We start from the raw sequence: 22146 nt of genomic DNA on the forward strand, positions 1-22146 counted from the left end.
CGACAGCAGATCTTCAGTACAAGGCAATTACTCAATTTACGAAATCTCATGACTACTTTCAGCCGTTTAGTTGGCATCCACCTTTTGGCCATCCTGTGCATTAATCTAAGTTGGGCAGAGTCGCCAACCCGAAAAGGAAAAACGATGAAAGTGATGACCTACAACATCCATCACTGCAATCCACCATCGGCCGGGGCTAAAATTGATGTAGAAGCTATTGCACGCGTTATTACGCAACAAAAGCCCGATTTGGTGGCCTTACAGGAAGTTGATGTCAACACCGAACGTTCGGGCAAAGGGCTTCATCAGGCCAAAGAACTGGCCCGGTTAACGGGTATGCATTTCTTCTTCTCGAAAGCGATCGACCATCAGGGGGGCGACTATGGCGTAGCGGTTCTTTCGCGCTTTCCCATTCTCGACTCCACCCGGTTTATTCTCCCAATCGACCCGGCCATTGGTGGCGAAACCCGAACTATAGCCGCCATTACAATTGAACCCATCAACGGGAAAAAGATCATTTTTGCCAGCACTCACCTCGACCTGAAAGAACCCAACCGACTCACACAATCAGAACTGATTATCGATCATTTTAAGACGTCGAACCTGCCAATGATTTTGGCTGGTGACTTTAATGCTCAGTCAGACAGCAACGTCATTCGCCTGTTGAGTCAGCAATTTACCCAAAGCTGCCAGGATTGTGCACCAACCATTCCTGTCGAAAATCCGAACCGCGCCATCGATTTTATCATGTTCAAATCAAACAGATTGATCAAAAGCCGCTCCACGAAGGTTATTAGCGAGACTTATGCCTCTGACCACCTACCGGTTCTGGCCGAACTAACGCTGCTCGAATAGTCCTCCTTTTTGCACTATTGCTTTATCTAACCACTAAACCAACAGATGGGAGCTACCGAATTGGCTCTCATTTTTTCTATTAATCCACCGTACTTTTAAAAAGACAATACCCGGTCGCAAAGCAACCGGGCTGTTCCACTAAACAATTAATATAGGGGACAATATACGCATATATTCAATAAAAAACATTTTACTTAAACATTAGTTACCTCCATTTACGGATACAAACGCTTACCGACTAGCCTGGTTAGCAACTTATTTGTATCCTTTTTCTTTGTATATAAAGCGAACGGTTACGTTGCGCTATGCAAGAACCATAGCTCAGATTAGGCCCTGATTATCAATAATCCTAGCTGCTTTCAATACATTTCCATCATTAAAGACAACCGTCGGCTAAGTTTGCATAGCCATTGACTCAATGCCATCTAGCTGGTCCTTCTTAAGACCTATCTTTATATGGTGCCCACCCACTTCAGTAGTTAATGAAAGGGATTCTTTCCAGCAAATGATCTACGATTATGGATGAATTTGAATCAGTAAGCGTACATCTGTTCGATGGCAGCGACGCTAATTTCATGAAACTGTATGGCACCGACAACGGTCGTTCTGTCAATTTTATGACTACCTACAAAAAGCTTGTGGCTTTTGGCACTCATCCTGGTGCCGTTTGCAATTGGATCAAACAGCAGATTGGCCCTAATAAAATCCACATCCTGCGCATTGTTGCTCATGGCGATAGCGGAGCATTTTTTCTGGGCCAAGTCTATCAGAAGAATAGCTTCATTGACTGGCAACCGCTGAAAGGTTGTTTCGACCCAGCCGCCCGCGTAGAAATACATTCCTGCGCCGTGGCCAGCGATGTAGCGCTCCACAGTAATATGCTTCAACCGGGCAAAACATTAAAGCGGGGTACTTTTTCGGGGAATAGCAATGGGCAGGGTGTTCAGTTTATGCATGCATTAGCCAAAGCAGTCAATGCGAAAGTGATTGCCTCTACCGACGATGCTTTTGTGAATAGTAGCCGTTGGTCTTTATCCAAAACGGGTATTAATAATTCCGTAACGGTACTGCCAGATGGGACAATCCAAACCCAGGCATTCAACCCAATGGTGCCGGACTGATCTAATTAATTGATAGGATCAAAAACACAAAATGCAGTAAATCTTGTGAGAATTACCCGCCACTCTACTTTCATACTTATGAACCGTAGAGATTTTCTTACCCTTACTGCTGGTGCATCTCTAACTACAGGTCTTTCTTCGCTGGACAGGGAGGCAAATACCGTCATTCCCATCATTGATACGCACATTCACCTATTCGATACCACACGCCCTCAGGGAGTGCCGTGGCCAACGCCCAATGATGGCATTCTTTTTCAGCCCGCTCTACCCGACCGCTATCGTAAAATTGCTGTACCCCTTGGCATTGTCGGAGCAATTGTTGTGGAAGCCAGTCCTTTACCGGATGACAATCAGTGGGTTCTCGACCAGGCGGCTAAGGATAAGCTCCTGGTTGGCACCATAGGCAATCTCGAACCAGGAAGTTCAGCTTTTCAAAAACAGCTCGAACAGTTCCGGCGCAATCCGCTGTTTCGGGGCATTCGCTACGGCAACCTTTGGGGTCATAATCTATCCCAACAATTATCGAATCCAAAAGTCGTAGCCGATCTTCGTTTTTTTGCCCGCACCGGTTTAGTATTGGACACGGCGAACCCAAACCCAGCGTTGCTTGCGGCACTCGTTCGCCTTACGGATCAGATACCGGAGTTGCAGATAGTGATCGACCACCTCCCCCAAATGGCAATTCCGGTAGAACCGGCCCTGCGGAAAGCCTATGAAACCGACCTACAGGCCCTAAGCAATCGCCCCCAGATATACGTGAAAATCTCGGAGGTGCTGCGCCGGGTAGATGGAAAAATTCCGTCGACAGTATCGTTCTATCGAGATCATCTGGACACACTTTTCGACATGTTTGGCGAAGATCGGTTATTGTATGGCAGCGATTGGCCCAACAGCGATCAGTGGTTGCCTTTTGAGGCTGGGTTGAAGCTGGTGCGGGAATACTTTACAGCAAAAGGTCAGATTGTGGCCGAGAAGTATTTCTGGAAGAATTCCGTTGCGGCATATCGCTGGATAAAGCGCGACCATTCTCAACCTGAATTGAGCCAGCGTAATTCTACCACTCCCAAATAAAGTCACCGTTTTCACCGTCACTCAGTTGGGCAGATGCAGCATGCCAGCTACTGGTATGCTCAGGCAACTTCACTTTCGGACTGGTTACCACTGATTAACGAAAAAAGCCTGACAGTTGCCAGGCTCTTCATTAGAATAGGTTGAAGACACTTATTGCATAGCCACAACCCGGTTTGTCTGCTGCACTGGCTGCGACGACAGATCCAGTTGCTTCCGGAAACTGCCTTCTCCCGATTTTACTTCGAGTTCGTACTTGCCATCGGCCAGTTCATCGACGTTCAATTTCAGGGATACCTTCTCATCTTTACGGCTCAGGCTTTGCCGGAATACAACCTGATGATCGGCATCACGAAGCAGAATTTCAGCAGACGCATCGGCGGGTTTAACAACAGCTACGCGAATTTTATGATCAACCGATACGTACGCACTCGCACCAAAGGACTCAGATTTTGGCGTAGTTGGATTAGCAAGAGTCGAAGCGCTGATCAGGGCCGAAAGGGTCAGATTACTCAGTAGGGTAAACATGGTGATTGTTGTGTTTAGTGTTGTTTATCTGTTCACTGCTTATATGCCAAAGGCCGTGCCAAACGCAAAACAACACTGATTATCAGATCATTACAACTTCAACCACAATGAGTACGTGTCCGCTACTGGACAATTTTTGTTCATCTGCGGACAGATGAGTAGGGCTATTGAGTTGCCCCACATAAAGCGGGCAACAATATAAAGCGGTAGTTTATACCCTGTCAATCACATCAGCCGCTATTTTTTTCAATTCAGCCAGTGACGTTTTTTCGGTAATCTTATTCACTTTCAAGCGTATCATTTCGTTTCCTTTACGTGCGATAATCAGATAAAAGTTCTTATTATCGCTGTGAAAAAATGCTTCATCACCCAGATTAGGCAATAGTTCAAAGCCAGCGTACGATTGATTAGATGCTTTAAAGGTTCCGAACATTTTTTTAGCATCAATTTCGGCCCCATAGCTTTCAAACATAAAATTCAAAGCCACTCGCCTATCTATTTTTTCATCGGTTGAGTTAGCTAGATAAGTACTTGTGTACTTGTGTCTTCCATTTTCCAGAGAACTTACACTTTCTTTGAGTTGACAGGATTCCCCTAAAATTCGTTCGGCTTCGTGCAGAGTTAATTTATGACCACCAAAGGTGGCTTTCTCAATAGTATGGGCATTGAAAAACGCGACAAATAAAATACAGACGAACGTTTTCATATTATTGTCTAATTTAATTTTGACTTGGTTAGCCGTTTACTCAGTCAACCAGAACCCGCTTAGTACATCAAAACATGGCCGCCATGACGGTCGGTCTACCAGACGCAACCCGCAAACAACCGAAAGGACTGATGACGCATAAGCCACTTAGCTAAAACACACGTAATTAAACCTTTGCATAGTCTCTAAGCCGAAATACTGCCAATCGATCCAACTTACCTGACGGTACAGAAATTCGGCTTTGATGAACAGTTGTTTAGAATCTAATTCCATTTTATTACTTGTGCTCCTGTGTCGCACGCGACCCACCTTACAAACCAAACCCGGCCAATCGGAGCATTTCTCGTGTCAGCAAAAACTCACCGAACAAGCAAAAAACCTTACATCTGCGACCTGTAACCTGTCGCCCACAACCCGGCAATGCGGACACTTCACTTGATGAGGAAACACCCAACATAGTATTATACGCAAGTTCACTAAACCATAACAGACTGATAGAGAAGACAAAAGGTTTAGTATATCTTCTTGCTTTATAGCCAACATTACAATAATAGCTGATCTATACTACGTCTACCTCCAGATGCCTCACAAAATTGTCGCCAATTTATTAATCGTACCGATTTAGGGCATTGAAGTATTCCCCAATTATTTCTTTGGTGCGGATAAACAACTATATCGGTACGATTCGAGAGGAGTCGTTCATAAAAGTAAACGGATTGGCGTACACTATACCCAGGCATATTCGTTGAAAGGTCGTTTCTACAGCCTCGCTCAACTTCGACCGCTACTTCGGCGGCATATCCCTACTGTTCGCACTCATAGAGTAAGCACGCTTCCTAAACGGGCCAGATCTTGGAAAAACTATAAAGTTGAAAAACAATACCATCCACAACTTTTCGGCTTGATCCCTAAGTCGCAAAAATTAGAGCAGAGACATAAAAAAAGCACTTACCATTTCTGATAAGTGCTTGATTTTCAATGAGCCAGTGGAGGGATTCGAACCCCCGACGCGCTTGCGCATCCTGATTACAAATCAGGCGGAATCGACCGCTATCCGACACTGGCAATCCGTACAAATCCGGTTCAAATGACCTATTCCCGAATTGTGATGCAAAAGTAGTGTTTTAATATCGATGGCGCAATACCCGCCCCAAAAAAAATGCCCCGACAACCAAAAAAATGTCGGGGCATTTTGTCCTGCTTAGGCCTGAGCAACTCGTAACTGATGGCGCAAGTCCTCCAGTTGTTTCTCAGCATCAGCAATTTTCTTATCGATTTCGGCCCGAAGTTTATCAGCGTTTTTCGAACGGGCAAAGAATTCAATATTATTTCGATAGGTTGCAATGTCGTTTTCGATAGCCGAAATCCGACGGCGAATATCATTTTCGCGTTTGTTGCTACCCCCATCACGGTCGCCACGGTCCCGACCTCCCGACCGAGTTACTTCGGCTTCGTTCTGGAGCATCACCCGTTCTTTATCTTTTGCCGGAATCTTACCCGTTGCGCCAACCAGTGCATTTACGGCATTGATATAGCGTTTCTGCGTAGTCTGCATATCTTTCTTAGGCACAAACCCAATCGAATTCCATTCTTTCTTGAACTCATTCAGTTGAGAAAGGTCGGCATTTTCGCTGGCAGCGGCCTCAATACGCTCAATAAGGGCAGTTTTCCGCGCCAGATTCGCTTCAAATTCACGTTCAGTTTCCTGGTTTTTTGAGCGTTTTTTATTGAAAAACGCATCACAGGCCGACTTAAACCGATCGAAGATCGAATTTTTCTGTTTCTCGGGCACCTGGCCAATATTTTTCCACTGGCGCTGCAAATCAATAACCGTCTGGGTAATCTCCGGCGACTCTTCGCCCGCTGCCAGGATAGCTTCTACCTGTTCGCAAAGCTCGGTTTTTGCCCGCAGATTCTCTTCCCGTTTGCTTTCAAGCTGCTTAAAGAATTCACCTTTATTGTGAAAGAATGTTTTCAGAGCAGCCCAGAACTTTTTGCTCAGTTCTTTGCCTTCTTCGCGTGGCATAGGTCCTTTTATGGCATTCCAGCGATCCTGTAGCGCCATAACCACCTTCGTCCGGTCGTTCCAGTCATTGATACTGTTCGACGAAAACGATGTTAGTGGAACCAGTTCTTCGTAAATAGCCGACTTTTCTTCATACAACTGTGCCGACTCTTTACGTTGCTCATTGGTTTGATCGCGACGTTTATCGTATAGCACATCCAGAGCCGCTTTCATACGTCCCCAAAGCACTTCCTGTTCGGCTTTAGGAGCGGGTCCAATGTGCTTATATTCTTCAAACAAGGCATTGGCCTCATCAATGGTCTGCCGTGTAACGGAGTTTTCCTCCGCAGCTTTCGCCATCGCTTCGACCTTTTCAATGACCTCTGCTTTCAGCGTCGCATTCCGCTTGCGATCCAGTTCTTTCAGCTCGAAGTAGATATTTCGATTGCTATAGTAGCGATCAACGAGAGCATGATAGGTTGCCCACAGGGTTGCATTATGGGGTGAGTTCATATTACCGGCGGCTTTCCATTCCTCCTGTATTTTTTTGAACTCATTCCAGCTTGCTTTAGGATCCCCTGCGTTGTTCTCATCGGTTTCAACCAATTCGCGCAACCGAGTCAACAAATCGGTTTTAGCCGCAAAGTTGGTATCTTTAGCCTTATCAAGGTTCTGGAAGTAGGTATTTTTCAGACTTTTGATCTGTTTATAAAGCTCTTCGAACCGCTGAATGGCTTCGTCATATTTATATTCGAAACCTTCTTCCGAGCCCGTATCAGCTATATAGATCTGCGATGCTGCGTCACGCTCTGCCCGCTTCATCTGATCGAATAGCGGTTTTACTTCTTTTAACACCTGATCGGCTTTCTTAAAATCGCCGGGGGTAACCGAAGCCAGGCTGACAGCTGCCAGTTGATTCTCCAGCAGGCTAACAAAATCCTGCTTTGAGAATTGGCTATAATCTGTTTCGGGATGGGCCGACGAATCGTCTTCGGTTTCGACTACATCAGCATACTCTGCTGTGGTTTCTTCGCTGGCAGTAGTTTCCGCCACCTCGGCACTTGATTCGACCGGTGCTGCTGTCACCTGCTCTGCTGCTGGTTCCTGCGTTACTTCGGCAACGGGTTCTTCTACCGATGTGGTTTCTACAGTTGGTGCTGACTCAGCTACCGGTTCCTCCGTTGTCTCAACAGTGGCTTCCAACGTGGCTTCCTGGGCATTCTGCGATTCGGCAGTTGGGTTGTCAGTAGATGGGTTAGTGTCGTCTGTACCAGCGGCTTCCGGTTCAGTCTGGGCAGTAGGTGCGGGTGAAACTTCCGCCGATTCGGGCGTAGTTTCGGTGCCCTCGACTGCCTGTGTGGGTTGCGTCGTGGTGTCTTCGGGGGTATTAACTGCCAGCGTCTCGGACACCTGATTGGTGGTTTCCGGCTGCTGGTTAATTTCCTGTTCTTGGTTTGCCATGTTGGGAACGTACCGATTACTTTTGCAAAAGTACGACAATATGCGGATTTTCCTGTATTCCAGCCATTGAAAAGCCGTTAAACTAACCCACAACTATGCCGTCGACAATCAGTGATTTACGGAAAGAATATACGCTAAACGGTTTAGATACAACTGATGTTTCACCGAACCCCATTGCCCAATTTAAGGATTGGTTCGATTCGGCTCTTACTGCCAATGTTCCAGAACCCAATGCCATGTACGTCAGCACAGTGACCTCAGAAGGGCGTCCTGATGGACGTATTGTGCTTTTAAAAGACGTAACCGACGCAGGTTTTGTGTTTTATACAAACTACGAGAGCCGCAAAGGTAACGAACTTGCCGCACATCCGTTTGCCACACTCACTTTCTTTTATCAGGCCCTCGAACGCCAGATTCGGATTGAAGGCCGGGTCGAAAAAGTTAGCCCTGAAGAATCCGATGCTTATTTCGGCAGTCGGCCACGGGGTAGCCAGATCGGAGCCTGGGTATCGCACCAGAGTTCCGTGATCGAAAGCCGCGACGTATTGGAAAAACGCCGGCAGGAACTCGAAACGCAGTTCGCCGATCAGCCAGTACCTCGCCCGCCCTTTTGGGGTGGCTATCGGGTTATACCAGATGCCATTGAGTTCTGGCAGGGTCGCCCTAGTCGCCTTCACGACCGTATCCGCTACCGCCGGGAATCGCCCGATCAGCCCTGGACACTGGAACGATTAGCACCGTAAACATATCAAAAATTGACTTATATCTGGATATTTTTGAGGGATTTTGCTAAATTGCTATATATTTGCTAATTACTATAGATAGCAACCCTTACGTCTTCATGAGTTCTTCAAAATGTCCTAAATGCGACAGCAAGTCGACCGTCCGCAACGGTATTGTAGGGGGTCGACAGCGTTTTCGGTGCAAAAATTGCGAATATAATTTCACAGTCCATAAAGCCGGAAAAAGCATCAATACCTACTATGTAATTAAAGCCCTCCAGTTATACATCGAGGGTGTAAGTTTCCGGGAAATCGAGCGGTTACTAGGCGTTAGCCATGTATCGGTAATGAACTGGGTAAAGAAATACCAGATCCGAATTCCCGAAAAAAACACCTATCATCCTACCTACCGAATTCTTAGCCATAGTGAGCTAACGGCCTATTTCAGCAGTCGCGACAACGTAACGGGAGCCGGTATGATTGTTACCGAACTGGGCGACAAATTCATGCTCATCAAATGGGAGCGGTTTCGTGACACCTAGTCTCCTATCTATAGCTATTCAGCATAACTATACCGATTGTTTGGCAATGGTTGATGTTACGTCCAGTTTTGGCTGGTCAATACAACGTAACTTCCTAAAACCTAATGCTAAACCGAACTTGTACTTATCTGCTCATCATGGGCCTTAGCCTACTGGCCATATGGCCCGCCGTTGGCCAGGGCTCCTCCGACTACGGATCGGGTTTAAAGTTTAACCTGAATCCCGAAGGAAACCGCTACGTCCGCTTTATTATCTGGAATCAAATCTGGTTTCGCTCCATGGACCTAAACCCTGGCTCTGCTGTCAACGGCGTCCCTACCGACCATTCGACCGACATTATGGCGCGTCGGGCCCGAATGCTGGCCTATGCTCAAATTACACCCCGCTACCTGATTCTGGCCCATTTTGGCATCAATAACCAAACCTTTGCCACGGGCGGTGGCTCCGGCACAACCGGAACAGGCGGTTATGGAGCCGGGAAAAAGCCCCAGATTTTCTTTCATGATTTCTGGAACGAGTATGCCGTTGTTCCAGCCGGAAAAACCCCCGATGGCAGAACGATAAAAAATACGCTTTATATAGGAGCCGGACTACATTACTGGAATGGCATTTCGCGGATGTCGTCGGCCAGTACGCTTAATTTTTTAGCCGTTGATGCACCCATCATTAACTGGCCTCTGATTGATAATACGGATCAGTTTGCCCGTTTGTTCGGTATTTATGCCAAAGGAAAACTTGGCAAACTCGAATACCGGCTAAATTATAATAAGCCCTTCGCGACCAACCTAACCCCGCCAATGGCCGGTACGGTAACGACTCCAAATGTCGCTGTCGATAACAATGGTGTTAGTAAAATGTCGGCCGGAGGGTATGTTGAGTACCAGTTTCTGGATCAGGAAGCGAATGTACTTCCTTATAAGGTTGGGACGTATGTTGGTACCAAACGGGTTTTCAATATCGGGGCGGGTTTTTATAACCAGCCAGGAGGCACCCAAAGCTATGTAAGCGAGTCGGCTTCAACCACTTCAGGCAATAAACAGGAGCATACGGTCTCGCTGATGGCCATCGATCTGTTTGCCGATTTACCGATTGGCGATAAAAACAAAAACATGGCATTGACAGCCTACAGCGTATACTATAATTATGACTTCGGCCCGAATTATCTGCGAAACATTAGCATTGCCAATCCGGCCACTAGCGACCCTACTTTTACGGGTCAGCGGGCTTTGGCCGGTGCTGGCAACGCACGGGCTTTTGTCGGAACAGGTTCCATCTGGTATACGCAGGCTGGCCTGTTGTTACCGAAAGCCAAAGAAAAGCCCAAAATGCGGGTCCAGCCCTTTGCCGCTTATACCTATAAGAACTTTGAAGCCCTCGGTAAAGCAGGTAACTATTACGATGTAGGCTGTAATTTTTATCTGGATGGCCATCATGCCAAAATAACACCCCAATACTCCACGCGCCCGATTTACACGGCTCCGGGTACGATTAGTGGCAATAAAGGCGAATTCATCCTGCAAGCACAGGTATACCTGTAACATTCCCGACTTTTTGACAATCAACCCCTTACCTTTTATACAAACCTGTTTCCTCTCATGATTACAGAAGCACGCAAGACTGTTTCAAACACTCGTAGCCTGATTAGCGTTATTGGGGCCTCTTCGGTCGGAACGCTCATCGAGTGGTATGACTTCTACATCTTCGGTTCGCTGGCTACGGTGCTGGCCACCAAGTTTTTTCCCGAAGGCAATCCTACAGCCGCCTTTCTGTCGACATTGGCCACCTTTGCGGCCGGGTTTGTCGTTCGGCCGTTTGGAGCCATCTTTTTCGGTAGATTGGGCGACCTCATCGGTCGTAAATATACATTTATGGTTACCTTACTGCTGATGGGCGGAGCTACCTTCGCCATCGGACTAATTCCCAGTTACGAAACAATTGGCTTTCTGGCACCCACGCTGGTTCTGCTCCTACGACTGCTTCAGGGGCTGGCACTTGGTGGCGAATACGGTGGAGCGGCTACGTATGTAGCCGAGCACTCGCCAACCAATCGGCGCGGCTACTGGACCTCCTGGATTCAGACAACGGCTACCGTTGGGCTGTTTGTTTCGCTGCTCGTAATCCTGATAACCCGTAAGTCGATGTCGAAAGAATCCTTCGATGAATGGGGCTGGCGGGTTCCGTTTCTGGTATCGGTGCTGATGGTTCTGATTTCGTATGTAATCCGGCGTAACATGAGCGAATCACCGCTGTTTGCCAAAGCCAAGGCCGAAGGAAAAACCTCTACCAATCCGCTCAAGGAGAGTTTTGGGAATCGTTACAATTTCAAATTTGTACTACTGGCTCTGTTCGGAGCAACTATGGGCCAGGGGGTTGTCTGGTATACCGGACAGTTCTACGCCATGAGCTTTATCAAAACGGTTTGTAATGTCGATGCCATTCAATCCGACGAGCTGATGTCGGTGGCACTCCTGATGGGCACTCCGTTCTTTGTGGTGTTTGGCTGGCTGTCGGACCGAATCGGGCGTAAAGGGATCATGCTGATCGGTATGCTGGTAGCGTTGCTTTCTTACCGGGCGATTTATGAAAAAATCTACCAGACAACGAATCTGAAGAACAAGCAGGAGATTACGACCAACTTCTCGGCCGATTCGACTACGGCTCCAGATCCTAAAGTAGACGGGGGTTTTATCCAGACCAAAACCATCAAACGCGAATACACCGACGGCACCAAACTCACCGAAGTAAGTAAACTTAAAATAGCCGCCGATCCCTCGGCAGAACCAGCAAAGCCAGACATCAAAAAAACGGTGCTGATTAACGACAGTGACCGGTGGACCCTAATCTGGCTCATTTTTATTCAGGTCATTTTTGTCACGCTGGTATATGGTCCAATTGCGGCCTTTCTGGTTGAAATGTTCCCGGTCAAAATTCGCTATACGTCCATGTCGCTGCCCTATCATATTGGCAATGGCGTGTTCGGTGGGCTATTGCCAGCCGTGGCTACCTATCTGGCCACGGGCGCTAAAGAAGCCAATTTGGCTGCCGAAAAAGCTGGATCGGCCCTGCCGTATGCAGCTCCGTATCTGGAAGGGCTCTGGTATCCAATTATCGTTGCTGCCGTTAGTTTCTTAATTGGCCTTGTTTACATCCGAAATCGTGCACAGGTAGTCGACTAATTCTGCTCTAAACTCGTATCATCTTATGAATACCATTAAACGTTATCTGGGAGTGGTTTGGCTAGGTCTGGCCGCTTTGGCCGGTTACTTCGGCATCACGTCGCTGGGGCTACCCAAGCTTACCTCGGGCAAAACCGACGACCTTGTTTTTGGAATCATCATTGTATTTGTGCTCATGCCCATTATTGTGGGTGGCCTGGCTCGTTTCGGTTTGTATGCCCTTCAGGGCGAATACGACGAGTCGGATAATCGATCGTAAGCGTGGTTTGCCTCAGCGTTATGCAGGTCATTGGTGATTAGTCATCGATCATTTGTTTTTGGTCATTTGTCATAAGTTAATTGGTCATTAGGTATCAGTTCTCATGTATCCAATGACTAATGACAAAAACTAATGACTAATCCCAATTGCCAACGTAATAATACCCGTTTCGTACCTACCGTATCTTATGAAAACCGTTCGTTTGTTTTTGTTGAGCACTATTTTTCTGCTCCTTTTTAACGAACCCATTATTTCTATTGTCAATGATGCAACCTTACTGGGCGGCATTCCGCGATTGTACGTCTATGTGCTACTGGTCTGGGTTTTACTGATCGGCCTGATCGCCTACTGCGTCCGGCAGACACCACCCTCCGACAACGCCCTGCCCAACGATGACTAGCCTGTCTCTGATCATCTGCTCGCTACTGTATCTGGGTATATTGTTTGGAATTGCCGACTGGGCCGAACGCCAACGCGCCCGAGGCCATACAGGTCGTGGCATAGTCGGCAATTCCTACGTATATGCTCTGTCGCTGGCGGTCTACTGCACAGCCTGGACCTTTTATGGCAGCGTTGGCAAAGCAGCCTCCGAAGGTATAGGCTTTCTGTCGGTTTACATTGGCCCCACGCTGATGGCACCGCTCTGGTGGCTTATTCTGCGGAAGATGATCCGCATCTGCAAACGGCAGGGCATCACCAATATCGCGGATTTTATATCGGCCCGTTATGGCAAAAGCCGTGGATTAGGTGTGCTGGTCACACTGGTCTGTGTTATTGGCATAACGCCCTATATATCGATTCAGATACGAGCCATTGCCACCAGCTTTGCCAGTTTATCAGGAAAAGGATCATCGATTAAACCCATATCGTTTCTGAGCGATCATGCGTTTTTGCTAACACTGTTGCTGGCCTTATTTGCTATTCTGTTCGGCACGCGCAAACTCGAAGCCAACGAACGGCACGAAGGTCTGGTAGCAGCCATTGCGTTCGAATCGCTGGTAAAACTCGTCGCCTTTGTAGCTGTAGGCGCATTCGTTACGTTCGGGTTGTTCAACGGTCCCGGCGATATTTTTGGTCGGGCCGCCAGCTTGCCCAAGCTGGCCGACAACTTTCATTTCGGGCCTGGTCACAGCACCAGCGACTGGTTCTGGGAAAGTTTATTATCCGGGTTTGCGGTGTTGTTTCTACCGCGTCAGTTTCAGGTGGCCGTTGTCGAGAATGTCGACGAAAAGCACCTCAACAAAGCGATGTGGCTCTTTCCGCTCTACCTGTTTCTGATTACGCTGTTTGTGTTACCGATGGCATTTGGTGGCCAACTGGTTCTGGGAGCTTCGGCAAACCCCGATGAGTATGTGCTGTTTCTTCCACTCCGAAACAACCAGCCGGGTTTAGCTATGCTGGCCTATCTGGGTGGTTTTTCGGCCGCTACCAGCATGATTATCATTGAAACAACAGCATTGAGCGTCATGATCAGCAATAACCTGGTGATGCCACTGTTACTGACCCGTCCTTCCTGGCAAAACCGATGGGGTATGCACCCAGCCTCGTTCGTTCTAAACACCCGTCGACTGGCCATTCTCGCGCTTCTTCTGTTGGCTTATGTCTATTATCGTGTGGTTTCCGACCGGCTTCCACTGGTTTCGGTAGGTATGATTTCGTTTGCGGCTGTAGCCCAGTTTGCACCGGCAATTATTGGCGGGCTTTTCTGGAAACAAGGCTCATTTGCCGGAGCCCGGCTAGGCCTGCTGGCTGGTGTTGGTATCTGGTTCTATACCCTTGTTCTGCCCACTATTATCCCCGTCGACGAGTACCCGGCTATTCTCACAAATACTCCGTCTGTTTTGCGGCTGTTGCGTCCCAATGCTTTGTTTGGTCTGCATCATTACGGCCCTATTGCCCATTCTGTATTCTGGTCGCTACTGATTAATACGGGTCTATATGTCTGGGGGTCGCTCCGCCAGTCGCAACGCGCAACCGACGTTAATCAGGCCGTGTTGTTCGTAGATGTGTTCCGGCTCGAGCGTTCGCACCCGGTAGCCTGGAAAGGAACTGCGCTTCTTACCGACATTCAGGGCTTACTGGCTACTTTTTTTGGCAGAGAACGGGCTATTCATATTCTGGAACGCTATATCCGGCGCTTTAGCATCGATTCGAGTCAGCCGTTTGCCGATCCTCGGTTGGTTACACAGGCCGAACGGATTCTGGCGGGAGCCGTAGGTGCTGCTTCGGCCCGGATTCTGGTTTCGTCCGTAACCAAGGAAGAACCCCTGAGCACCGGCGAAGTTATTCAGATTCTGAAGAGTTCGCAGGAATTAATGATCGCCAACAAAAAACTAATTCGTCAGTCGTCCGAACTCCAGCAGCTAACCAGTCAGCTACGCGATGTTAACGAACGGCTTCAACGGGCCGATCAGCAGAAAGATGACTTTTTGTCGACTGTAACCCACGAAATCAGAACGCCTATCACCTCGATACGCGCCCTGACCGAAATCCTACAGGACGAACCCGATCTGGAGATCGACATCCGTCAGCAGTTTCTGAATACTATTGTTCGGGAATCGGAACGGCTTACCCGGCTCATCGACCAGATTCTCGAACTCGACCGAATCCAGTCGGGCCGTATTCCACTCTCGCTAACGGAAGTATCACCAACGAACCTGATTCTGGAATCGGTCGAAACCGTTCGTCCATTGGCAGCCGACAAAAAACTAACTATTTCCATCGATACTCCCGCCCGACCGGTATCGATTATGGCCGACTATGACCGATTGATGCAGGTTATGATCAATTTACTGTCCAATGCGGTCAAATTCAGCCCGGAAGGCAGCTTACCCATCGACGTTCGTTTGGTTTCCGATCATCAATATTGCACCGTAGACGTGACCGACCGCGGAATTGGCATTGACCCAGTTCATCAGGAGCTGATTTTTGATAAATTTTATCAGGCTCACCCCAGCGGTCCGCGAAAACCGAAAGGAAGTGGCCTTGGTCTGGCCATTTCCCGCATGTTGGTTGAGTTACATCAGGGCGCTCTTTCCGTCAGGAGCAGACCAGGACAGGGGTCGACCTTTACCATCCAGCTCCCACTACTGGTTAATACGTCAGTAAATAATGATATTAGCAACTCTTATTTACATTGATTTCTGCCAGGCCGCCGAATAGAACCGCAACTATGAATACGCACATACTTATTGCCGACGATGAACCCAGCATTCTGATGTCACTTGAATTTTTGATGAAAAAACAAGGCTATCAGGTATTGATTGCACGCGATGGCGCAGAGGCTTACGAACTGTTGCAACAACACCATCCTAAAGTGCTGCTGCTCGATGTTATGATGCCCGGCATGAATGGCTATGAACTGTGTGCGTATGTCCGCAAAACACCGGGCTTTGAGCATACGAAAGTTATCTTTTTGAGTGCCAAGAATAAAGATATTGATTTTCAGCGTGGCTACGATGCTGGTGCCGACTTATACCTAACCAAACCGTTTTCGACCCGCGAACTGGTTAGCAAAGTTCGCGAAATGCTCACTGGCCGCCCAACCTGACCGTTACCAAAATCTTTACGATCATGACTACTGCATCACGCACCTATGCCGACGAGTATGCACGAAGCTTGAACGATCCGGCAAATTTCTGGGCTGAGCAGGCCCGGCGCATTCCCTGGTATAAAACGCCAGACCAGATTCTGACTACCGACGAGGAAGGCCTGACTCGCTGGTTTGCCGATGGCGTGCTAAATACCTGCTATGCTGCGGTCGATTATCATGCCGATCATGGTCGCGCCAACCAGGCTGCGCTGATCTACGACTCGCCCGTAACGGCAACCAAACGAACCATCACCTACGGTCAGCTACGCGATGAAGTCGCGCAACTGGCCGGAGCATTGAGGGCGGCTGGTGTCGAAAAAGGCGATACGGTGGTGATTTATATGCCCATGATTCCCGAAACGGCCTTTGCCATGCTGGCCTGTGCGCGGATTGGTGCTGTTCATTCGGTAGTATTCGGAGGCTTTGCTCCACACGAACTGGCCATTCGCATCGACGACGCCCAGCCGAAAGTGATCCTGTCGGCATCCTGCGGTATCGAGTTTGACCGGACCATTGCCTATAAGCCTTTGCTCGATGAAGCCCTCGGCAAAGCAAGCCACCGTCCGTTGTGTACCTTCATTTTACAGCGCCCGCAGTACACAGCTTCGCTTCAACCAGACCGCGATTTCGACTGGCAAACCGCCGTTGCGAAGGCCACGCCTGCCGACTGCGTTCCGGTCAACGCCACTGATCCGCTCTATATTCTGTATACCTCCGGCACCACCGGCAAACCCAAAGGCATTGTTCGCGACAATGGAGGCCATGCCGTAGCGCTTTCCTACAGTCTGGAAACCGTTTTTTCGCTCGACCCAGGCGATGTAATCTTTACCGCATCTGATTTTGGCTGGGCCGTTGGACATAGCTATTCGGTTTATGCACCACTATTTCGCGGCTGTACGTCGGTCATTCTGGAAGGCAAACCGGTCCGAACGCCCGACGCCGGTACGTTCTGGCGGATTATCCATGACTATCATGTAAAGGTTTTATTTACGGCACCGACCGCCTTTCGGGCAATTCGGAAAGAAGACCCAACGGCCAGTTTGCGAGACCAGTATGATCTATCGTCACTACGTTATGTTTTTGTGGCGGGCGAACGCTGCGACCCATCGACACTTCATTGGCTTGAGGAAACGACAGGCGTACCCGTCATCGATAACTGGTGGCAAACCGAATCAGGGTGGCCAATGGTGGCCAATCCGACCGGCATTGAATTACAGCCCATTAAGGCCGGATCGGCTACAAAGCCGGTACCGGGTTATGATTTACAAATTCTGGATGAAGATGGCAATAATCAACCTCCCGACACAACGGGTTTAGTTTGTTTGAAATTGCCGCTACCGCCGGGTTGCTTTCCGACGCTCTGGCGCGACACTCCCCGGTTTCAGGCCGGTTATCTAAGCCGGTTTCCGGGCTATTACCTATCCGGCGATGGTGGGTATATTGACGAAGATGGCTACGTATTCATTATGGGTCGGGTGGATGACGTTATCAACGTAGCCGGACATCGGTTATCGACCGGAGAAATGGAAGAACTGGTAGGCAGTCATCCGGCCGTTGCCGAATGTGCTGTAGTTGGCATTGCCTGTGAATTGCGGGGCCAGCGGCCGGTGGGTCTCGTAGTACTTAAAGATGGACTAAGCATAGATGCCATACAACTCGAACAGGAGTTGGTTACCTTAATCCGAACGCAAATTGGCGCTATCGCCTGTTTTCAGCAGGCGATAGCCGTAAAGCGGCTCCCCAAAACGCGGTCGGGGAAAATTCTGCGCAAAACCATTCGACAACTCGCTGACGGCGAAAATTTTACGATGCCACCAACCATCGACGATCCGGCTATTCTCGACGAAATCAAAGCCAATCTCCAGTTGTATCGCATTGGTTTGGCGTTCGCCAGCAGCGATCTATAGCAAATAAGCAAACTTTAAGAACAAACTATACTCAACGCCTTTTAACTTTACCCGCATAATTCAAAAGTTTCTTTATTACCCTTTATTTTTATGCGTATCCGAACCTTTGCCGACTACCAGACTGCTTACCAGAAAAGCGTCGAAGACCCTGAAGCATTCTGGGCCGAAATCGCACAGAATTTTCTCTGGCGCAAACCCTGGACCAAAACCTTACAGTGGAACTTCACGGAACCGAACGTTAAATGGTTCATGGGCGGCAAGCTCAATATCACCGAAAACTGCCTCGACCGGCACCTTGCCGACCGGGGCGACCAGCCCGCCATTGTCTGGGAACCCAACGATCCACATGAAGCGGGGGTTACGCTCACCTACCGGATGCTCCACGATCAGGTCTGCCGGTTTGCCAACGTTCTCAAGCGCAATGGGGTTGTGAAAGGCGACCGCGTTTGTATCTATATGCCGATGGTTCCCGAGCTGGCTATTTCCGTGCTGGCCTGTGCCCGCATTGGCGCTATCCACTCCGTTGTGTTTGGTGGTTTCTCGGCACAGAGTATCGCCGACCGGATTAACGACGCCCAGTGCAAAGTGGTTGTTACGGCCGATGGCGCTTACCGGGGTAATAAAGAAATTCCGCTCAAAAGCACCGTCGATGATGCATTGATTGGCTGCCCAAGCGTTGAAAAAGTCATTGTGATGACCCGTACCCGCACCCCGGTTTCCATGCTGAAAGGACGCGATGTCTGGTGGGAACAGGAAATTAAGCAGGTAACGGCCGACTGCCCTGCCGAAGAGATGGATGCCGAAGATATGCTGTTCATTCTCTATACGTCTGGCTCAACCGGCAAGCCGAAAGGGGTTGTGCATACCTGCGGGGGCTATATGGTCTATGCGGCCTATTCGTTCCAGAATGTGTTTCAGTACGAACCGGGCCAAACACACTTCTGTACGGCCGACATTGGCTGGATTACGGGGCATAGCTACATCGTATACGGGCCACTGGCCTGTGGAGCAACCTCTATCATTTTTGAGGGCGTTCCTACCTATCCCGACGCGGGTCGTTTCTGGGATATTGTCGATAAATATAACGTCAATATTCTCTATACTGCTCCTACCGCCATTCGTTCGCTGATGGGCTTTGGTCTGGACAAAGTGGAAAACCACGACCTGAGCAGTTTGCAGGTACTTGGTTCGGTGGGAGAACCGATCAACGAAGAAGCCTGGCACTGGTACGACGACCACATTGGCAAAAATCGCTGCCCAATTGTCGATACCTGGTGGCAGACCGAAACGGGTGGTATTCTGATCTCTCCGCTGGCAGGTATCACACCTACCAAACCGGCTTATGCTACGCTGCCGCTACCAGGTGTGCAGCCCATGCTGGTAGATGAGAACGGTAAAGAAATCGAAGGTAATGGTGTAAGCGGAAACCTGTGCATGAAATTCCCCTGGCCGGGCATGCTGCGAACAACCTATGGCGATCATGAGCGCTGCCGCCAGACCTACTTTGCGACATACCCGGGCCTGTATTTCACAGGCGACGGCTGCCTGCGTAATGAAGATGGCTATTACCGCATCACAGGCCGGGTCGACGATGTGCTGAACGTATCGGGGCACCGCATCGGCACCGCCGAAGTAGAAAATGCCATCAACATGCACACGGGCGTGGTAGAGAGCGCGGTAGTCGGCTACCCGCACGACATCAAAGGCCAGGGCATCTATGCCTACGTGATTACCGATCAGCAGCCAGCCGCCCACGACGCCGAGTTAACCAAGCGCGACATTCTGGCAACGGTAAGCCGGGTAATTGGTCCGATTGCGAAACCCGACAAGATTCAGTTTGTGAGCGGTTTACCCAAAACGCGCTCCGGCAAAATCATGCGTCGAATCCTGCGCAAAATTGCTGAAGGAGACACCAGTAATCTGGGCGATACCACTACCCTACTCGATCCGGCCGTAGTAGACGAAATCAAGGCTGGCGCGTTATAAGTAGCAAAGCCGGTAGGTTTACCTTACCGGCTTATTTTTTAAATAAACAATCAAAAAGCATTTAGTCTTATAGACCTGTGAATTAACTTGTAATGAAGCCTATTCCCTTTTTTTGGAAGAAGGCTTCATTACAAGTTAATTCACAGGTCTATAAAGAAATTTACGCATACACCTCCCCAAAAACTGTTATTATCTGTACGGATAACGACATACTGAGTGCGGCTCCAGTATTATCAGACTTACGGCTAACCGTTAACGGGCTGTTTGATCGCTAAAATCTCCCTCCCTTTTCGATTGCTACCAGAACGATCTGCTCTGATTCTGACAGTCCACAAACAACTCCACAGGCAGTGACCTAAATTGTCCCTTTTTGTGTTGTAAAAGAAACGCTATCTGGTGTTTTGAGCCAACACGCATTGATCGCCTTACTACCATCACTTTATGCAACTTCTTTACAGCTATTTACGGCGCTACTGGGGCCTGTTGGGGCTTGCCCTGCTCTTAGCCGCCATCAATCAGGTTTTCTCCCTGCTCGATCCCTACATTTTCCGAAAAATTATTGACCAGTATGTCGTCAAACCCGGTGGCGAATTACGTCCAACCGGTTTCTGGAGTTTCCTGAAAGGCGGTGCGGGCCTATTGATTTTACAGGCACTTGGCGTGGCTATGGTCAGCCGTATTGCCAAAAATTTTCAGGACTATTATGTCAATGTAATTACGCAGCGACTGGGTGCCCGGCTCTACACCGATGGCTTACGGCATTCGCTCGACCTCCCCTACCAGGTCTTTGAAGACCAGCGCTCGGGCGAAACGCTGGGCAAACTGCAAAAAGTGCGGGCCGATGTCGAAAAGCTGATCCAATCGTTTGTGAATGTGCTGTTTACGTCAGTAGTGGGCATTATCTTTGTGATGTGGTATGCTTCCACGGTCTACTGGCCTATCGCTCCCGCTTACTTCCTGACTATTCCGCTCCTGGGCTTTGTCAGTTCGCTGCTGAGCAAAAAAATCAAAACCGTTCAGAAAACAATTGTAGCCGAAACAACCGCACTAGCCGGGTCGACCACCGAAAGCTTACGGAATATCGAACTCGTAAAAAGCCTTGGCCTGGCTCAGCAGGAAACCGAACGGCTCAATGCCACTACCGGTAAAATTCTGAAACTCGAACTCAAAAAAGTACGCTACATCCGGTCATTATCCTTCATTCAGGGCACGTTTGTGAACCTGCTCCGCAATGCAATCATGCTGTTTATGCTATATCTGGTGGTGAAAGAGCAGATAACGGTCGGTGAATTTTTCTCCTTGTTCATCTATTCGTTTGCCATTTTTGGCCCGTTGCAGGAACTTGGCAACATTATCAACGTATACCGCGAAACAGAAGCGTCGCTGGCCAATTTTCAGCAGATTCTGGATACACCCCGCGATATACAACCGGCTCTACCCCAACCCGTACACTCGCTCCAAACACTGGCTTTCGACGACGTTCACTTTAAGCACCTAACGGCCGCAAAACCGGCCCTCGACGGCATCTCATTCAACGCGCGCGTTGGCGAAACCATTGCCTTTGTTGGCCCCAGTGGATCGGGTAAAACAACGCTCGTCAAACTATTGGTTGGCTTATACAAACCGCTGAGTGGTCAGATTTTGTATAACGGCATAGCGGGTTCAGATGTTAACCTCGACGAACTGCGCGAACAAATTGGCTTTGTAACGCAGGATACGCAACTGTTTGCGGGCACCATTCGCGAAAATCTTCGGTTCGTAGCGCCCAATGCTACCGACGATGAGTGTCTGATGGCGTTGCACCAGGCGGCTGCCGACTCGCTTCTTGCCCGCGCTCCACAAGGGCTCGATACGGTTATTGGCGAAGGTGGTGTGAAGGTATCGGGTGGAGAAAAACAGCGGCTAAGCATTGCCCGCGCCCTTCTTAGAAGACCTTCCCTGCTGGTCTTCGACGAAGCCACGTCGGCCCTCGATTCGCTCACCGAAGAAGAAATTACGGATACGGTTCGGCAGGTATCGTCTATGAACCAGCAAATTACGATTCTGATTGCTCACCGATTGAGCACTATTCTTCACGCCGACCGGATTTTTGTGCTCGAACAGGGGCACATTGTTGAGCAGGGACGCCACGAAGACCTGTTGATGCAGAAAGGGCTCTATTATGCCATGTGGCGCCAGCAAATTGGCGAACGCAAAGAACTGGTAACGGCGTAATAAT

Annotated in this window: 17 protein-coding genes and 1 tRNA gene; 14 read left to right on the forward strand and 4 right to left on the reverse strand. The window is 49.0% G+C overall.

Annotation, left to right across the window (positions count from 1 at the left end):
• Positions 1–48 precede the first annotated feature (48 nt).
• The 3 genes from WBJ53_RS21575 to WBJ53_RS21585 all read left to right on the forward strand — a co-directional run bounded on the left by WBJ53_RS21575 (position 49) and on the right by WBJ53_RS21585 (position 3047).
• Entirely contained in the window at positions 49–855 is an 807-nt protein-coding gene (locus WBJ53_RS21575; RefSeq protein WP_338869984.1) for an endonuclease/exonuclease/phosphatase family protein, read from the forward strand.
• Between the two features lie 518 nt (positions 856–1373).
• The gene (locus WBJ53_RS21580) at positions 1374–1976 is read left to right on the forward strand and encodes a hypothetical protein (protein WP_338869986.1); all 603 of its coding nucleotides are present in this window, start codon (positions 1374–1376) and stop codon (positions 1974–1976) included.
• Positions 1977–2054: 78 nt separating this feature from the next.
• Positions 2055–3047 (forward strand): amidohydrolase family protein, encoded by a 993-nt coding sequence (locus WBJ53_RS21585; RefSeq protein WP_338869988.1) that lies wholly within the window; start codon positions 2055–2057, stop codon positions 3045–3047.
• Between the two features lie 150 nt (positions 3048–3197).
• Here WBJ53_RS21585 and WBJ53_RS21590 read toward each other — a convergent pair whose 3' ends face one another.
• The 4 genes from WBJ53_RS21590 to WBJ53_RS21605 all read right to left on the reverse strand — a co-directional run bounded on the left by WBJ53_RS21590 (position 3198) and on the right by WBJ53_RS21605 (position 7744).
• Positions 3198–3572 carry a hypothetical protein gene (locus WBJ53_RS21590; protein ID WP_338869990.1) on the reverse strand — a complete coding sequence of 125 codons (375 nt, stop codon included), beginning with the start codon at positions 3570–3572 and terminating at the stop codon, positions 3198–3200.
• A gap of 211 nt (positions 3573–3783) precedes the next feature.
• The gene (locus WBJ53_RS21595) at positions 3784–4278 is read right to left on the reverse strand and encodes a hypothetical protein (RefSeq protein ID WP_338869992.1); all 495 of its coding nucleotides are present in this window, start codon (positions 4276–4278) and stop codon (positions 3784–3786) included.
• Positions 4279–5259: 981 nt separating this feature from the next.
• Positions 5260–5343: transfer RNA gene (locus WBJ53_RS21600), tRNA-Thr, on the reverse strand.
• 136 nt (positions 5344–5479) lie between these two features.
• On the reverse strand, positions 5480–7744 hold the full coding sequence (locus WBJ53_RS21605) for a DUF349 domain-containing protein (protein WP_338869994.1): 2265 nt from the start codon (positions 7742–7744) through the stop codon (positions 5480–5482).
• 95 nt (positions 7745–7839) lie between these two features.
• Here WBJ53_RS21605 and pdxH point away from each other — a divergent pair, with 95 nt between their 5' ends.
• From pdxH to WBJ53_RS21660, 11 genes are all read left to right on the forward strand, one after another.
• Positions 7840–8487, forward strand: coding sequence for a pyridoxamine 5'-phosphate oxidase (gene pdxH, locus WBJ53_RS21610; protein ID WP_338869996.1), 648 nt, complete (start codon positions 7840–7842; stop codon positions 8485–8487).
• 98 nt (positions 8488–8585) lie between these two features.
• Complete coding sequence (locus WBJ53_RS21615; protein WP_338869998.1) at positions 8586–9008, forward strand: hypothetical protein; 423 nt, start codon at positions 8586–8588, stop codon at positions 9006–9008.
• Between the two features lie 104 nt (positions 9009–9112).
• Complete coding sequence (locus WBJ53_RS21620) at positions 9113–10546, forward strand: porin (protein ID WP_338870000.1); 1434 nt, start codon at positions 9113–9115, stop codon at positions 10544–10546.
• 57 nt (positions 10547–10603) lie between these two features.
• On the forward strand, positions 10604–12184 hold the full coding sequence (locus WBJ53_RS21625) for an MFS transporter (RefSeq protein WP_338870002.1): 1581 nt from the start codon (positions 10604–10606) through the stop codon (positions 12182–12184).
• Positions 12185–12209: 25 nt separating this feature from the next.
• On the forward strand, positions 12210–12443 hold the full coding sequence (locus WBJ53_RS21630) for a DUF6814 family protein (RefSeq protein WP_338870004.1): 234 nt from the start codon (positions 12210–12212) through the stop codon (positions 12441–12443).
• 187 nt (positions 12444–12630) lie between these two features.
• Positions 12631–12843: a hypothetical protein gene (locus tag WBJ53_RS21635; protein ID WP_338870006.1), complete on the forward strand. Its 213-nt coding sequence runs from the start codon at positions 12631–12633 to the stop codon at positions 12841–12843.
• Positions 12836–15583 carry an ATP-binding protein gene (locus tag WBJ53_RS21640; RefSeq protein WP_338870008.1) on the forward strand — a complete coding sequence of 916 codons (2748 nt, stop codon included), beginning with the start codon at positions 12836–12838 and terminating at the stop codon, positions 15581–15583. Before WBJ53_RS21635 ends, WBJ53_RS21640 begins: the two co-directional genes overlap by 8 nt.
• Positions 15584–15615: 32 nt before the next feature.
• Positions 15616–15993 (forward strand): response regulator, encoded by a 378-nt coding sequence (locus tag WBJ53_RS21645; protein ID WP_338870010.1) that lies wholly within the window; start codon positions 15616–15618, stop codon positions 15991–15993.
• 23 nt (positions 15994–16016) lie between these two features.
• Positions 16017–17942 carry a propionyl-CoA synthetase gene (locus WBJ53_RS21650; RefSeq protein ID WP_338870012.1) on the forward strand — a complete coding sequence of 642 codons (1926 nt, stop codon included), beginning with the start codon at positions 16017–16019 and terminating at the stop codon, positions 17940–17942.
• 90 nt (positions 17943–18032) lie between these two features.
• Positions 18033–19928, forward strand: coding sequence for an acetate--CoA ligase (gene acs, locus WBJ53_RS21655; protein ID WP_338870014.1), 1896 nt, complete (start codon positions 18033–18035; stop codon positions 19926–19928).
• 441 nt (positions 19929–20369) lie between these two features.
• Complete coding sequence (locus WBJ53_RS21660; RefSeq protein ID WP_338870016.1) at positions 20370–22142, forward strand: ABC transporter ATP-binding protein; 1773 nt, start codon at positions 20370–20372, stop codon at positions 22140–22142.
• Positions 22143–22146 lie beyond the last annotated feature (4 nt).

The organism is Spirosoma sp. SC4-14 (genome assembly GCF_037201965.1).
GTDB lineage: Bacteria > Bacteroidota > Bacteroidia > Cytophagales > Spirosomataceae > Spirosoma.